Consider the following 14,706-nt stretch of genomic DNA (forward strand, 5'->3'; position numbering starts at 1 on the left):
CCCCCCGCCCCCCCGCGGCCCCCCCCCGGCCCCGCAGCCTGTTTCAGAGAGGACCAGCCGATGACCGCGACCACGGTCCATGCGATCCCGGCCGCCGCCCGTCGCAGCCACCGCCGCATCTGGGCGACGTGGGGGGCGATCATGCTCATCCCCTATATCGCCGTGTTCCTGGTGCTGGTGGCCTATCCGGTCGGCTACGGCCTCTATCTCGGCGCCAACCCGGCCAGCTACCGGCGCCTGTTCGCCGACCCGATCTTCCTGACCGCAGCGGTCAATACCATCCTGTTCCTGCTGATCGCGGTGAACGTGAAGATGGTGATCGCGCTCGGCCTGTCCGGCTTCTTCGCCGTGCCGCGCTGGTGGATCCGGCTGCTGCTGGTGCTGTTCATCCTGCCCTGGGCGGTGCCGTCGATCCCGACCATCCTGTCGTTCCGGGTCATGCTCAACCCCGAGACGGGCATGATCAACCAGCAGCTGTTCCAGCTGTTCGGCATCTTCGAAGGCCCGCCCTGGCTGACCAACCCGTGGCTCGCCTTCTTCGGCACGGTCGTGGTCCATATCTGGAAGTCGCTGCCGTTCTGGACCCTGATCCTGCTGACCGGGCGGCTCGCCATTTCCCGCGACCTGTACGAGGCCGCGGCGGTCGACGGCGCCTCGCGCTGGCAGCGCTTCCGCTTCGTCACATGGCCGTCGGTGGCGGCGCTCTACGTCACCTCGACCATCCTGTCGACGATCTGGACGCTGGGCGACTTCAACAGCGTCTACCTGCTGACCGGCGGCGGCCCGAACGACAGCACCCAGGTGCTGGCCACGCTCGGCATCCGCTACCTGCGCAACAACGCCCTCGACCTCGGCGTCGCCTCGATCATCGTCGCCATGCCGCTGGTCCTGCCGCTGGTCTTCGTCATGGTGAAGCGCCTGTCCAAGGGAGGCGAGGCATGAAGCGCTGGCTGAACGAGGCGGCCCTGATCCTGATCGCCGTCCCGGTGGTGCTGTGGACATTGGTGCCGCTGTATCACCTGTTCGTCCTGGCGATCTCGCCGCAGGACGCGGTCCTGGCGGGCACGCTGTGGCCGGAGCACCCTACCTTCTCCAACTTCCTGACCGTGTTCCGGCAGCAGCACTACTACCTCAGCAACTTCTGGCTGCAGCTCGGCAACAGCTTCTTCATCGCGGTCACCACCGGGGTGGTCACCCTGTTCGTCGCCACCTGCGCCGCCTTCGCCATCAGCCGGCTGCGCGTGAAGGGTGGCCGCCAGGTGATGAACCTGGCGCTGGCCACCTATCTGATCCCGGCCGCCTTCCTGGCCGTGCCGATGTACAAGACCATGGGTTCCTACGGCCTGCTCGACACCCAGACCGCGCTGATCCTGGCGATGATCGCGCTGGCCTCGCCCTATGCCATCTGGGTGCTGAAGCAGGCCTCGGACAAGCTGCCGCGCGAGCTCGACGAGGCGGCGATCATGGACGGCGCCACGCCGCTGCAGATCTTCCGTCTGGTCTATCTGCCGCTGATGCGCCCGTCCCTGGTGGCGATCGGGATCTACGCGTTGATCCTGGCCTGGAACGAGTATCTCTACGCCTTCCTGCTGCTGTCGAGCGAGCAGGCGGCGCCGCTGTCGGTCGGGCTCGGCCTGTTCCTGTCGGCCGACGATTCCCCGTGGAACCTGCTGATGGCGACCGGACTGATCTACGCCGTGCCGCCGGCGGTGATCTACTATGTCTTCCGCAACGCCATGACCAGCGGGCTGACGGCAGGGGCGGTGAAAGGCTGACCGAGCGATCGGCGAAAGAAAAGGGCGGCCGAAGCCGCCCTTTTCCGTCCGTCGAAGGCTGCAGTCTTACTTCGGCGTCGCCTCGGTCATGATCTGCTGCCGCGCCACGGCCAGCAGCGCGTCCATCTTCTTGCGCAGCCGGTGGTCGGACAGGTCGACGTCATGGATCTTCAGGTCGGCATAGACCTTGTCGTGCACGTCCTCGTCGGTCTGCTTCTCGAAGTCGGACATGACGACCTCCTTCGCATAGGCCTCGGCGTCGGCGCCGGTCAGGCCCATCAGCTCGGCCGCCCACAGGCCCAGCAGCTTGTTGCGCCGGTTCTGGATCCGGAACAGGAGCTCCTGGTCGTGCTGGAACTCCGCCTCGAATGCCTGGCCCCGCGAGTCGAACGTCGTCATGCCGTGTCCTTCCACCTGCCCGCAACCGCGGGCGCATCCCATAGTGGAGGATATAGCGTCTCCGGCCGTCGCGGTCACGCCCGGAGGCGGACGGGAGCGCGCAATTGTTTACCGGAGCCGCGCTTGCTATATGTGCGCGAGCGTGGACGTCCTCCGTGGGACGTCCCGACCCTTTTTTGTTGTTGGCTTCCCCGTACCATGGACGCTCCCACATGAGCCGCCGCAGGCGCATCTACGAAGGCAAGGCCAAGGTCCTTTACGAAGGGCCGGAGCCGGGCACGATCGTCCAGTACTTCAAGGACGATGCGACGGCGCATAACGGTCAGAAGAAGGCGGTGATCTCGGGCAAGGGGGTGCTGAACAACCGCATCTCCGAGTACCTGATGACCCGGCTGTCCGAGATCGGCGTGCCGACGCATTTCATGCGCCGCCTGAACATGCGCGAGCAGCTGATCCACGAGGTCGAGATCATCCCGCTCGAGGTGGTGGTGCGCAACATCGCCGCCGGCTCGTTCTCGAAGCGCTTCAACGTGCCCGAGGGCACGCCGCTGCCACGCTCGATCATCGAGTACTACCTGAAGTCGGACGAGCTCAACGACCCGATGGTGTCGGAGGAGCACATCACCGCCTTCGGCTGGGCCAATGCCCAGGACCTGGACGACATCGTGTCGCTGTCGCTGCGGGTGAACGACTACCTCACCGGTCTGTTCCTCGGCATCGGCCTCAAGCTCGTCGACTTCAAGCTCGAATTCGGCCGGCTGTACGACGAGAACGACGAGATGCGGATCGTGCTGGCCGACGAGATCAGCCCGGACAACTGCCGCCTGTGGGACGTGCAGACCAACGAGAAATTCGATAAGGATCGCTTCCGCCAGGATCTCGGCGGCGTCCTCGAGGCCTATCAGGAAGTGGCCCGGCGCCTCGGCATCCTGCCGGAAGGAAGTGTCGTCGACATCCGTGAGAGCCAGGTCGCCCCATGAAAGCCCGCATCCACGTCATGCTGAAGCCCGGTGTCCTGGACACCCAGGGCAAGGCGATCGGCCATTCGCTGCAGGGCCTCGGCTTCGACGAGGTCGGCGAGGTCCGGCAGGGCAAGGTGATCGAGGTCGAGATCGCCGCCGCCGACGCCGCCCAGGCCAAGGCCCGCCTCGACGAGATGTGCCGCAAGCTGCTGGCCAACCCGGTCACCGAGAGCTACACGATCGACCTGGTCGCCTGAGGCGGTCGGGTTCGACCTAGGTTGGGTTCGCATCGCGAACCCAACGCTTGCGGCGTTTCGGCGGGTCGATGTTGGATTCGCATGCCGCGAACCCAACCTACAATCTCACCCGACAGCGGCCGCCTGCGCCTCGAGATGGGCTGCGAGCCCCTCGGGCAGCTTCAGCCGCACCGCCAGGTCGTCGAGATAGGCCTTCTCGCGCGGGTCGTCCGGGTCGATCGCCAGGCGCGAGGCCAGCCAGATCTCCGCCGCCTGCTCCGGCGTCGCCGGCAGGGCGGCGATCGCCGCGATGTCGAGCGGCTTGGCCAGCTCGTCCATGACGAACGCCTTCTCCTCGGTGCCGAGACCGAGCTGGCCGATGCGATCGAACAGGGCCCGCTGCTCCTCGGCGTCGATATGACCGTCGGCCTTCGCCGCGGCGATCATCGCCCGCACCACCGCGATGCGCGCGTCGCCGCCGCCGGCGGCGCTCTGCGTCTCCAGGTCGAACGGGCTGCGCGGCGGCGGCAACGGAATCGGCTGCTGCGCCGGCGGCTGGGCCGGAGCCGGCGCCCGGTTGGCCGACCAATCCTGCCACGCCTTGTACGCCAGGCCGCCGAGCACCGCCGCGCCACCATAGCCGAGCGCGCTGCCGCCGAACTTGCGGACCTTCTTCGAGCCGAGGAGGAGGCCGATCAACCCGCCGCCGACCGCGCCGGTGGCCAGCGTCCCAAGGTTGCCGGACAGGCCGGAGCCCTTGCCGCCGGGCTGCTTCGCGCCGCCGCCGAGGAAATCCTCGAACAGCTTCTTCGGATCGATCACGCGCCTCTCCTCCAATCGTTGCACCGGAAGGCAGATGGTCCGGCCGGCGGCACCCGACAAGCCCGGGCGCGGCTCAATCGGCCGGGAGCGACGACGTGACCGGTTCCCGCGGCGCCAGCCTGGTCTCGGCCGCGGCGGCGACGATCCAGTCGCGGAAGGCCCGGACGATCGGCCGCCGCAGCGCCCGCGTCGTGGCGACGAAATGGTAGCTGGCGGGGCTTTGCACCGAGAGGTCGAGGGGCCGCACCAGCCGCCCCGCCGCCAGGTCGTCGGCGACCAGGGAGAACACGACCAGCGCCACCCCCTGCCCTTCCATCGCCGCCTGGATGGTCAGCGAGGAATCGCTGACCCGCGGCCCGCGCACCCAGTCGACATCCACCACGCCGACGGCGCGCAGCCAGTCGCGCCAGGGCGCCAGGGACTGGTCGTGCAGCAGCGTGTGCCGGCGCAGGTCGTCGAGCGTGCGGAGCCCCGGCGGGCCGTCACGCAGCGCCGGGCTGCACACCGGGAAGTAGTCCTCCGTGAACAGCCGGTCGCATGCCAGCCCCTCCCACCCGCCTTGGCCCCAGCGGGTGGCGCAATCCGCTTCCCCGCCCTCGAGATCGACCCGGGCCAGCGATGCCGTGACGTTGACGTCGATATCGGGATGCGCCGCGGTGAACCCCTGCAGGCGTGCCGTCAGCCATTTCGCGGCAAAGGACGGGGTGGTGCTGATGGTGAGCACGTCGCCGGTGCGGCCGGGCGCGATCTGCGCCGTGGCGTCGGCGATGCCGGCCAGGGCGGCGCTGACCAGCGGCAGGTAGATGCGGCCGGCCTCGGTCAGCTCCAGGCTGTTCTCCCGCCGGTGGAACAGCCTGACCGACAGCCAGTCCTCCAGCCGGCGCACCTGCTGGCTGACCGCGGCCTGGGTCACCGACAGCTCGGCCGCGGCGCGGGTGAAGCTGCGGTGCCGCGCCGCCGCCTCGAAGGCCCGCACGCCGTTCAGCGGGGGCAGTCGCCATCCCATTCCGACCTCTCAGGCCAAGTTTTTATTGGGCTAGGCCCAGACTATCCCGTTTGCGGCCGCGGCCGCCAGGACCGATCTTGAAGGCACGGGTCGACCCCTGATCTTCCAACCCTCGATCAGGACCGTATCATGACCAGCTTCTGCATCGACGACCGCCGCCCTGCCCCTCGCAGGCGGCGAAACCTCATCCTTGCCCTGCTCCGCCGCGTCGCGGCCCTGCCGGCGCTGTGGTCCGCCCGGATCCGGGCGCGCAGCCGGATGCAGCGCATGGACGACGACACCCTGTGCGACCTCGGCCTGCGCCGCGACCAAGTCGAGACCATGCGCCGCAAGCCATTCTGGCGGGAGTGAGGGCTATGCTCCCGGCACGGCCGACTCGTTCCGATGGCGCCGCCGGTCCGAACGGGCCTGGCGAGCGGATATCGACGTTTGCGCTCCCGCGGCCGGGGCAAGCTCACAAGGGATTGGCAGATGAGGCGCGACCTCCAGATCAAGACGTCGGACGGGACGGCCAAGGCGGCGCTGTTCCACCCCGACGGCGCCGCCTCCGGCAGGGCGCTGCGCGGCGTCATTCTCTACATGGATGCGATGGGCCCGCGGGCCTCGCTGGCCGGCATGGCGCAACGGCTGGCCGATTCGGGCTATGTCGTGCTGCTGCCGGACCTGTTCTACCGCTTCGGCGCGTACGGTCCGTTCACCGGTGCCTCCTTCGGCGACGAGACGGCCCGCGCCCAGATCATGACCATGGTGCGCGAGACCAGCCAGGAGATGACGCGGCGCGACACGGCCGCCTTCCTCGACGTGCTCGACGCGGAGAAGGTCACGGGCCCGATCGGCACCGTCGGCTACTGCATGGGCGGCGCCCGGGCGCTGACGGCGGCGGCTGCCTATGCCGACCGGATCGGCGCGGCGGCGAGCTTCCACGGCGGCAATCTGGCCGGCGAGGCGCCCGACAGCCCGCATCTGCTGGCCGACAAGATCAAGGGCCGCGTCTATGTCGGCGTCGCCGGGGTCGACAACAGCTTCCCGCCGGAGCAGTCCGCCCGGCTGGCCGAGGCCCTGCGGCGGGCCGAGATCGACCACATCATCGAGAACTATGTCGGCATGGCGCATGGCTGGGCGGTGCCCGACCACAGCGTCTACAACGAGACCGGCGCCGAGCGGCATTGGAAGCGGCTGCTGACCGTCTTCGGCGAAGCACTGGCCTGACGCCGGACCCTGCCGGCGCTCAAGCCGCCGGCAGGGTCATCGGCTCCTCCGGCGACGCCTCGGCCTCCGCGGCCACGGCGAACAGCCAGTCGCGGAACGCGCGGACCAGCGGCCGGCTGAGGGCGTTCGGCGGCGCCACGAAGTAATAGGCGTAGTCGCTCTTCAGATGGTCGCTCGGCAGCGACAGCCAGAACGGCCGCACCAGCCGGCCGGCGCGAAGGTCGTCCATCACCAGCACCCGCTGCGCCAGGGCCACGCCCTGGCCCTCGATCGCCATCTGGATCAAAAGCGCCGAATCCTGTGTCCGCGGACCGCGGACCCAGCCGAGATCCTCCATTCCCGCCGCGCGGAGCCAATGCTTCCACTGCACCAGCGTCTCGTCGTGCAGCAGGCGGAAACGGCGCAGATCCTCCAGCTGGCGCAGGCCGGCCTCGACCAGCGCCGGGCTGCACACCGGGAAGGTGTCCTCGGAGAACAGCTTCTCCGCCACCACCCCCTCCCAGGCGCCGCTGCCGAAGCGGATGGCGCAGTCGACCCGGTCCCGGCTGAAGTCGACCAGCCGGGACTCGGCGTCGAGATTGACGTCGATCTCCGGCTGCTGCTCGTTGAAGGATGGAATCCGCGACACCAGCCATTTGCGGATGAAGGACGGGATCGCCGACACGGTCAGGATGCCGGAATGCGGCGGCGGCCGGATCCGGGCGGTGGCCTCGGCGATGGCGTCGAAGGCGTCGCGCAGCACCGGCAGGTAGCTGCGGCCGGTATCGGTCAGCTCCAGCCCGCCCTCGGTGCGGTCGAACAGCTTGGCGCCCAGCCAGTCCTCCAGCCGGCGCACCTGCTGGCTGACGGCGGCCTGGGTCACCGCCAGCTCCTCGGCGGCGCGAGTGAAGCTCTCATGGCGGGCCGCGGCCTCGAAGGCGCGGACGCCGTTCAGTGGCGGCAGGCGACGGCGCATTGGTTCCCTCGTCGGCTCGATAGATTCTCTTATCCCGTCCAAGAGAATATCCTGTTTGCGGTTTGTTCTCCAGACCGCGATCCTGATGGTGTTCCCGATGACCGATCGAACGCCCTGCCGGAAAGGGAAATGCCATGACGACCGCCTGCACCGACCATATCCAGCATCGCGCCACCCTGCCGACCAGCCGCTCCGGCCTGCGCGCCCTGATCGGCGCCGCCGCGGCCACTCTGGGCATGCGCCGCAGCGCCCGGCTGCCGGTCGAGGCGCTGGACGACCACATGCTGCGCGACATCGGCGTCGACGGCCCGACCCCCGCCAGCGACCCTCGCGACCTGCTTCTCCGCCTGTAGCCTTTCCCCTGCGACTGGCCTTGCCGGCCGGCTCCGTGACCTGCGGAGCCGGCCTCTTTCTTGTCCGCGCGCCGCAGCGCCGAGGCCGCGATGCCGTGCATGACTGCACAGCCCGCAGGGCCCTTGCCAAGGCCCGGCGGGACCGGTAAATCCCGGCCATGCAAGCCGCCGTCATCGTCTTCCCGGGATCGAACGCCGACCGAGACCTCGCCGTGGCACTCTCCCACGCGACCGGACGGCCGACCCACATGGTCTGGCACCGCGACACCGAGCTGCCGCCGACCGACCTCATCGCCATCCCCGGCGGCTTCTCCTACGGCGACTATCTGCGCTCCGGCGCCATGGCGGCGCAGTCGCCGATCATGGGCGCGATCCGCGAGGCGGTGGCCCGCGGCGTGCCGACCGTCGGCATCTGCAACGGCTTCCAGATCCTGACCGAGGCCGGGCTGCTGCCCGGCGCCCTGCTGCGCAACGCCGGGCTGAAATTCTGCTCCCGCACCGTGGCGATGCGGGTCGAGACCTCGAACAGCCCGTTCACCCGCGGCTACAATGCCGGGCAGACGGTGCGGATTCCGATCCAGCACCATGACGGCTGCTACTTCGCCGATCCGGACACGCTGAAGCGGCTGGAGGACGAGGATCGCGTCGCCTTCCGCTACATCGCCGACGAGGACGGCCGCGGCAACCCGAACGGCAGCCTGAACGACATCGCCGGCATCCTCTCCGAGAACCGGCGGGTGCTCGGCATGATGCCCCACCCCGAGCGCGCCGCGGAGCCGGAGCACGGCAACACCGACGGCCGCGCCATGTTCGAAGGCCTGGCGCAGATCCTTTCATGACCGCACCGTCCAACGCCCCCCAGGAACCGGAAGTCACGCAGGCGCTGGCGGCCGAATTCGGCCTGACCGCCGACGAGTTCGCCCTGACCCAGACCATCATGGGCCGGATGCCGACGCTGACCGAGCTCGGCATCTTCTCGGTGATGTGGTCGGAGCACTGCTCCTACAAATCGTCGCGCCGCTGGCTGAAGCAGCTGCCGACCACTGCGCCTTGGGTGATCTGCGGCCCCGGCGAGAATGCCGGCGTGATCGATATCGGCGACGGCCAGGCCGCCATCTTCAAGATGGAGAGCCACAACCACCCGAGCTTCATCGAGCCGTATCAGGGCGCCGCGACGGGCGTCGGCGGCATCCTGCGCGACGTGTTCACCATGGGCGCGCGGCCGGTGGCGAACATGAACGCGCTGCGCTTCGGCAGCCCGGACCACGCCAAGACCCGGCACCTGGTGGCCGGCGTCGTGGCCGGCATCGGCGGCTACGGCAACTGCGTCGGCGTGCCGACGGTGGGCGGCGAGACCAACTTCCACGCCTCCTACAACGGCAACATCCTGGTCAACGCCATGACCGTGGGCGTGGCCTCGACCGACAAGATCTTCTATTCGGCCGCCGGCGGCATCGGCAACCCGGTGGTCTATGTCGGCTCCAAGACCGGGCGCGACGGCATCCACGGCGCCACCATGGCCTCGGCCGAGTTCGACGAGGCGTCGGAGGAGAAGCGCCCGACCGTGCAGGTCGGCGACCCCTTCACCGAGAAGCTGCTGATCGAGGCCTGCCTGGAGCTGATGGCGACCGACGCCATCGTCGCCATCCAGGACATGGGCGCGGCCGGCCTGACCTCCTCCTCGGTCGAGATGGCGAGCAAGGGCGGCTGCGGCATCGAGCTGGACCTCGACCATGTGCCGCAGCGCGAGACCGGCATGGTCCCTTACGAGATCATGCTTTCGGAGAGCCAGGAGCGGATGCTGATGGTGCTGAAGCCCGGCCGCGAGGCCGAGGCCGAGGCGATCTTCCGCAAATGGGAGCTGGACTTCGCCGTGATCGGCCGGGTCACCGACACCGGCCGCATGGTGCTGAAGATGCATGGCATGGTCTGGGCCGACATGCCGGTGGCGGAGCTGGTCGACGCCTCGCCGAACTACGCCCGGCCGTGGGAGCCGACGCCGAAGCAGCCGGAGATCGCGGCCGCGTCCCTGCCGCTGCCCGAGGCGCCGGAGGCGGTGCTGACCCGCCTGCTGGCCTGCCCGGACCTCGCCTCCAAGCGCTGGATCTGGGAGCAGTATGACAGCCAGGTCGGCGCCGACACCGTCGCCCTGTCCGGCCAGGCCGATGCGGCGCTGGTGCGGGTGCACGGTACCGGCAAGATCCTGGCCATCACCACCGACTGCACGCCGCGCTACTGCCTGGCCGATCCCGAGGCCGGCGGAGCCCAGGCCGTCGCCGAGGCGTGGCGGAACCTCACGGCCACCGGCGCCCTGCCGCTGGCGATCACCGACAACATGAACTTCGGCAACCCCGAGAAGCCGCGGATCATGGGCCAGTTCGTCGGCTGCATCCAGGGCATGAAGGCCGCCTGCGAAACGCTTGATTTCCCTGTCGTTTCCGGCAATGTCTCGCTCTACAACGAGACCTCGGGCGAAGGCATCATGCCGACCCCGGCGATCGGCGGCGTCGGCCTCATCGCGGAGGGCGGGCGCCATGTCCGGCTCGGCTTCAAGGCCGCCGGCGAAACCATTGTCCTGATTGGCGAAACCAAAGGCCATCTCGGCGTTTCGCTGTATGCCCGCGAAATCCACGGCCGTGAGGACGGCGCGCCGCCGCCGGTCGATCTGGCGGCCGAGCGCCGCAACGGCGATCTCGTCCGCGCTCTGATCCAGGACGGCACTGTCACGGCCTGCCACGACCTGTCCGACGGCGGCCTCTATGTCGCCCTGGCGGAGATGGCGATGGCCGGGCGGATCGGCGCCACGGTGGATCTGCCGGCCGAGGCCGGGCTGCTGTTCGGCGAGGACCAGGGCCGCTATCTGGTGACCGTCTCCGACGGCGAGGCACTGCTGGCGCAGGCCCGCGCGGCCGGCGTGCCCGCGCAAATCATCGGCCGCACCGGCGGCGACGTGTTGAAGCGCAAGGACGGCAGTGCCATATCCGTGGCTGAGCTGCGCCGCGTCAACGAGGCGTGGCTGCCCGGATACATGACCGATATCGTCCAGGCTGGAGAGGCGTGAGATGGCGATGGACCCGGCGGAGATCGTCCGCCTGATCAAGGACGGCCTGCCCGGCGCCGAGGTGCGGATCGAGGATCTGCGCGGCGACGGCGACCACTACGCCGCCTACGTCACCAGCCCGGCCTTCACCGGCAAGAGCCGCGTGCAGCAGCATCAGATGGTCTATCAGGCCCTCGGCGGCCGGATGGGCAACGAGCTGCACGCGCTGATGCTGCACACCACCGCCGCCGAAGCCTGACCCTTAGCCAGCGAGTAACCCATGGACAATCCCGTCTTCGAGCGCATCCGCAGCGACATCGCCGGCACCGATGTTGTCGTCTACATGAAGGGCACCCCGGTGTTCCCGCAATGCGGCTTCTCCGCTGCCGTGGTGCAGGTGCTGACCCATCTCGGCGTGCCGTTCAAGGGCATCGACATCCTGGCCGACCCCAGCCTGCGCCAGGGGATCAAGGAATTCTCGAACTGGCCGACCATCCCGCAGGTCTACGTCAAGGGCGAGTTCGTCGGCGGCTGCGACATCGTCCGCGAGATGTTCCAGACCGGCGAGCTGCAGGAGCTGCTGGAAGGCAAGGGCATCGCCGTCGCCGCCCAGGGCTGAGGCCCGCCGCTCCGATCCGGATCAGACAAACATGCCCGCCCCTTCTGGGGCGGGCATTGTCGTGTCGGCCTGCCGCTACAGCGCAAAATCGGCGGCCACCAGGGCGATGGTGCCGGTCAGCTGGATGTGGAAGTCGGAGACGGCGTCGCCGTTGACGTCGCCGGCGATAATGACGACGCCCGCCCCCTGGCTGTAGCGCAGCTGGCCGGCGACGCCTGTGTAGAGGCCAGAGCCGATGAAGCTGAAGGCTTGGTTGCCGACGGCGGCGGTGCTGGCATCGATCGCCGACAGGTCGATCCGGTCGCTCTGGACACGGCTGAAATCGGTGATCCGGTCGGCATTGGCGCCCACCGCGCTCTGGGCAACGGCGCCATAGACGAAGCGGTCGGCCCCGGCGCCACCGGTCAGCGTGTCCTTGCCGTCGCCTCCGGTGAGCACGTCGTTGCCATTCCAGCCCTGCAGCGTGTTGGCGCCGGCAGTCCCGACCAGGCTGTCACTGCCCTGGCTGCCCGAGACGTTCTCGAGTCCGGCCAGGGTATCGCCCTGGGCCTCGCCGCCGCTCACGGCACCGGTCGCCAGGTTGACCGCGACGCCGACCGAGCCCGAGTAGTAGCTGGCGGTGTCGGTGCCGGCGCCGCCATCGAGGACATCGGCCCCGGCACCGCCGCGGAGCACGTCGTTGCCGGCACCGCCGGAGAGCTGGTCGTTGCCGCCGAGGCCGTCCAGGACATTGGCATCCGCGGAGCCGGTGAGCGTATCGCCGCCCTGGCTGCCGTTGACATTCTCGATCCAGGATAGGCTGTCGCCCTGGGCCTCGCCGCCGCCGGCGCTGCCGGTTCCAAGATCGATGGTGACGCCGATCCAGCTGGAGTAGTAGCTGACGATGTCGATGCCGTCCTCGCCGTCCAGCTGGTCAGCTCCGGCACCGCCGCTGAGCACATCGTTGCCGTCGCCCCCGACCAGGGCATCGTTGCCGCTGCTGCCGCCGCGGAGAATGTCGTCGCCGCCGAAGCCGGAGAGCGCGTCGTCGCCCACCCCGCCGATGACGCTGTCGGCGCCTGAGCCGCCCTCATAGGTCAGTCGCTCGATATTAATCGCCCTGCTGCCGTCGCTGCCAAGGACGCCGTCGACGGAGAAGCTGGCGCCGGCAGCGGTCAGAAAACGGGCGACGTAGAGCTGGTCGAAACCGGCCCCACCGTCGACGGTGTCGACCCCTTGTCCGGTGCCGATCGTGTCGTTCCCGTCGCCACCGTTCAGCGTGTCATTTCCATCATCGCCGGTGATGAAGTCATCCCCGGCGCCGGCCTCGATCGTATCGTTTCCGGCATCGCCGTTGATAAGCTGGCCGCCAGCCCCGCCGATAACGACATCATTGCCGTCGCCACCTGCGGCACCATCAGTGCCGCTGCCGGTTTCGATTCTGTCGTCACCGCCCTCACCATCCAGGAGGTCCTCTCCCGCATCGCCGATGAGCGTGTCATTGCCGGCACCGCCATAGAGAAAGTCGTCACCGCCGGATCCTGCGAGAGTATCGTCTCCGGCTGCACCCCAAATCGAGTCGCTGCCGCTCGATCCGGCAATGTCGTCATTGCCCGAGCCGGCCCGGTATTCCATCCCCTCCATGTTGATCGCCCGGCTGCCGTCGCTGCCGGCCGCCCCGTTCAGGGTGAAGCTGACACCGATGGTGGTGCCGCTGCGATCGACAATAAGCCGGTCGCCGCCGGCGCCGCCGTCGACGATATCGACCCCGGTGCCGGTGTTGATGATGTCATCGCCGGCGCCGCCGTTGAGAACATCGTCGCCGCCGGCTCCATCCAGGGTGTCGTTGCCGCCCGCACCATTGATCGTGTCGGCGGCGGCGGTCCCGGTCAGGACGTCATCCCCCGGAGTGCCCAGAATGTCTGCCAATATGAACCTCCCCGGATATGGTGTGACTATCTGTTCTTGGCCCCTTCTCGCTCGGAGAGGGACGATTCAGCTTGCTCCAAAATGAAGCCCGCGTCATCGGCAGGCAGACGTCACCATCCGGCTCTGGTCCAGACAAAAATGCCCGCCCCTTCCGGGGCGGGCATGGTCATGTCGACTCAAGACCCAGGCCGCTACAGCACGAAATCGGCAGCCACCAAGGCGATGCCACCGGTCAGCTGGATGTGGAAGTCGGATGCGCCGTCGCCATTGACGTCGCCGGCGATGGTGGTGACGCCCGCCGCCTGGCTGTAGCGCAGCTGGCCGGCGACGCCTGTGTAGAGGCCCAAGCCGATGAAGCTGAAGGCCTGGTTGCCGGCAGCGACAGTGTTGGCGTCGATCACCGACAGGTCGATCCGGTCGCCCTGGGCGTGGCTGAAATCGGTGATCCGGTCGGCATTGGCGCCCACCGGGCTCTGGGCGATGGTGGTGTAGACGAAGCGGTCGGCCCCCGCGCCACCGGTCAGCGTGTCCTTGCCGTCGCCCCCGGTGAGCACGTCGTTGCCGTTCCAGCCCTGCAGGGTGTTGGCGCCGGCGCTCCCGACCAGGCTGTCGCTGCCCTGGCTGCCTGAGAGGTTCTCGATGCCGCTCAACGTGTCGCCCTGGGCATCGCCGCCGCTGCCGATGCCGGTGGCGAGGCTGACGGCCACCCCGACCGTGCCCGAATAGTAGCTGGCGGTGTCGACACCGGTGCCGCCGTCGAGGTAGTCGGCCCCGGCATCGCCCCGCAGGACGTCGGTGTCGGCCCCGCCATAGAGCCAGTCATTGCCGGCCGCCCCGGTGAGGGTGTCGTTGCCGGCATCGCCGTTGAGGCTCTCGGAATCGGCCGACCCGACCAGGGTGTCGGTGCCGTCGCCGCCATAGCCATAGTCGTTGCCGCCCCCACCGGTCTCGATCAGGTCGTTGTCGGTCCCGCCATAGAGGTAATCGGTGCCGGCGCCGCCGCGGAGCGTATCGTTGCCCTCATCGCCATAGGCCGTATCGTTGCCGTCGCCGCCGCCGAGCGTGTCGGCGCCGATCCCGCCGCGGAGATAGTCGTTGCCCGCCGCCCCGGCGAGGACATCGGTGCCGGCATAGCCGTAGATCGTATCGTTGCCGCCGGCCCCGGTGATGGTGTCGTTGCCCGACCCGGCATAGTAGGTCATCAGCTCCATATTGGTCGCCTTGCTGCCATCGCTGCCGGCGGCGCCGTTCAAGGTGAAGCTGACCCCGGTCGAGTTGAGGCTGCGGTCGACATAGAGCGTGTCGGTGCCGGCGCCGCCATCGACGATATCGACCCCGACGCCGGTGGAGATGTAATCATCGCCGTCGCCGCCGTTGAGCGTGTCGTTTTCGGCGCCGCCATTGAGCGTGTCGTTGCCGGCT

Annotated in this window: 17 protein-coding genes; 11 read left to right on the plus strand and 6 right to left on the minus strand. The window is 68.8% G+C overall.

From position 1 onward, the window contains the following. Positions 1 to 60: 60 nt before the first annotated feature. Entirely contained in the window at positions 61 to 942 is an 882-nt protein-coding gene (locus tag AAHM41_RS33470) for a carbohydrate ABC transporter permease (protein WP_342240966.1), read from the plus strand. Next, positions 939 to 1,775: a carbohydrate ABC transporter permease gene (locus tag AAHM41_RS33475; protein WP_342240967.1), complete on the plus strand. Its 837-nt coding sequence runs from the start codon at positions 939 to 941 to the stop codon at positions 1,773 to 1,775. Before AAHM41_RS33470 ends, AAHM41_RS33475 begins: the two co-directional genes overlap by 4 nt. Before the next feature lie 66 nt (positions 1,776 to 1,841). Here the strand turns inward: AAHM41_RS33475 and AAHM41_RS33480 are convergent, their stop codons facing one another. Then, positions 1,842 to 2,174 (minus strand): DUF1476 domain-containing protein, encoded by a 333-nt coding sequence (locus tag AAHM41_RS33480; RefSeq protein WP_342240968.1) that lies wholly within the window; start codon positions 2,172 to 2,174, stop codon positions 1,842 to 1,844. Positions 2,175 to 2,386: 212 nt separating this feature from the next. Here AAHM41_RS33480 and purC point away from each other — a divergent pair, with 212 nt between their 5' ends. Beyond that, entirely contained in the window at positions 2,387 to 3,154 is a 768-nt protein-coding gene (purC, locus tag AAHM41_RS33485; protein WP_026870296.1) for a phosphoribosylaminoimidazolesuccinocarboxamide synthase, read from the plus strand. Beyond that, positions 3,151 to 3,393, plus strand: coding sequence for a phosphoribosylformylglycinamidine synthase subunit PurS (gene purS, locus AAHM41_RS33490; RefSeq protein WP_225768621.1), 243 nt, complete (start codon positions 3,151 to 3,153; stop codon positions 3,391 to 3,393). The genes purC and purS overlap by 4 nt, the downstream gene beginning before the upstream one ends. A gap of 105 nt (positions 3,394 to 3,498) precedes the next feature. Here purS and AAHM41_RS33495 read toward each other — a convergent pair whose 3' ends face one another. Next, positions 3,499 to 4,194, minus strand: coding sequence for a tellurite resistance TerB family protein (locus AAHM41_RS33495; RefSeq protein ID WP_342240969.1), 696 nt, complete (start codon positions 4,192 to 4,194; stop codon positions 3,499 to 3,501). Positions 4,195 to 4,267: 73 nt separating this feature from the next. Further along, positions 4,268 to 5,200: a transcriptional regulator GcvA gene (gene gcvA / locus AAHM41_RS33500; RefSeq protein ID WP_342240970.1), complete on the minus strand. Its 933-nt coding sequence runs from the start codon at positions 5,198 to 5,200 to the stop codon at positions 4,268 to 4,270. A 129-nt stretch (positions 5,201 to 5,329) separates the two neighbouring features. Between gcvA and AAHM41_RS33505 the strand changes: the two genes are divergently transcribed. Both AAHM41_RS33505 and AAHM41_RS33510 read left to right on the plus strand, forming a co-directional pair. Then, on the plus strand, positions 5,330 to 5,551 hold the full coding sequence (locus AAHM41_RS33505; protein WP_342240971.1) for a DUF1127 domain-containing protein: 222 nt from the start codon (positions 5,330 to 5,332) through the stop codon (positions 5,549 to 5,551). A gap of 120 nt (positions 5,552 to 5,671) precedes the next feature. Beyond that, positions 5,672 to 6,409, plus strand: coding sequence for a dienelactone hydrolase family protein (locus tag AAHM41_RS33510; protein WP_342240972.1), 738 nt, complete (start codon positions 5,672 to 5,674; stop codon positions 6,407 to 6,409). A 19-nt stretch (positions 6,410 to 6,428) separates the two neighbouring features. Here AAHM41_RS33510 and AAHM41_RS33515 read toward each other — a convergent pair whose 3' ends face one another. Further along, positions 6,429 to 7,364, minus strand: coding sequence for a transcriptional regulator GcvA (locus AAHM41_RS33515; protein ID WP_342240973.1), 936 nt, complete (start codon positions 7,362 to 7,364; stop codon positions 6,429 to 6,431). A 134-nt stretch (positions 7,365 to 7,498) separates the two neighbouring features. Between AAHM41_RS33515 and AAHM41_RS33520 the strand changes: the two genes are divergently transcribed. The 5 genes from AAHM41_RS33520 to grxD all read left to right on the plus strand — a co-directional run bounded on the left by AAHM41_RS33520 (position 7,499) and on the right by grxD (position 11,376). Continuing rightward, positions 7,499 to 7,717 carry a hypothetical protein gene (locus AAHM41_RS33520; protein ID WP_342240974.1) on the plus strand — a complete coding sequence of 73 codons (219 nt, stop codon included), beginning with the start codon at positions 7,499 to 7,501 and terminating at the stop codon, positions 7,715 to 7,717. A 158-nt stretch (positions 7,718 to 7,875) separates the two neighbouring features. Then, complete coding sequence (gene purQ / locus AAHM41_RS33525; RefSeq protein WP_342240975.1) at positions 7,876 to 8,556, plus strand: phosphoribosylformylglycinamidine synthase subunit PurQ; 681 nt, start codon at positions 7,876 to 7,878, stop codon at positions 8,554 to 8,556. Beyond that, a complete protein-coding gene (purL, locus tag AAHM41_RS33530) occupies positions 8,553 to 10,778 on the plus strand; it encodes a phosphoribosylformylglycinamidine synthase subunit PurL (protein WP_342240976.1) in 2,226 nt (741 codons plus the stop codon). The genes purQ and purL overlap by 4 nt, the downstream gene beginning before the upstream one ends. A 1-nt stretch (position 10,779) precedes the next feature. Further along, positions 10,780 to 11,016: a BolA family protein gene (locus AAHM41_RS33535; RefSeq protein ID WP_342240977.1), complete on the plus strand. Its 237-nt coding sequence runs from the start codon at positions 10,780 to 10,782 to the stop codon at positions 11,014 to 11,016. 21 nt (positions 11,017 to 11,037) lie between these two features. After that, a complete protein-coding gene (gene grxD / locus AAHM41_RS33540) occupies positions 11,038 to 11,376 on the plus strand; it encodes a Grx4 family monothiol glutaredoxin (protein WP_342240978.1) in 339 nt (112 codons plus the stop codon). A 75-nt stretch (positions 11,377 to 11,451) separates the two neighbouring features. Here the strand turns inward: grxD and AAHM41_RS33545 are convergent, their stop codons facing one another. Both AAHM41_RS33545 and AAHM41_RS33550 read right to left on the minus strand, forming a co-directional pair. Beyond that, positions 11,452 to 13,284, minus strand: a complete 1,833-nt coding sequence (locus tag AAHM41_RS33545) for a calcium-binding protein (RefSeq protein ID WP_342240979.1) — start codon at positions 13,282 to 13,284, stop codon at positions 11,452 to 11,454. A 191-nt stretch (positions 13,285 to 13,475) separates the two neighbouring features. Further along, positions 13,476 to 14,706: calcium-binding protein (locus AAHM41_RS33550; RefSeq protein WP_342240980.1), on the minus strand; the 1,231-nt coding region annotated here is incomplete at its 5' end.

It is taken from the genome of Inquilinus sp. OTU3971 (genome assembly GCF_038440215.1).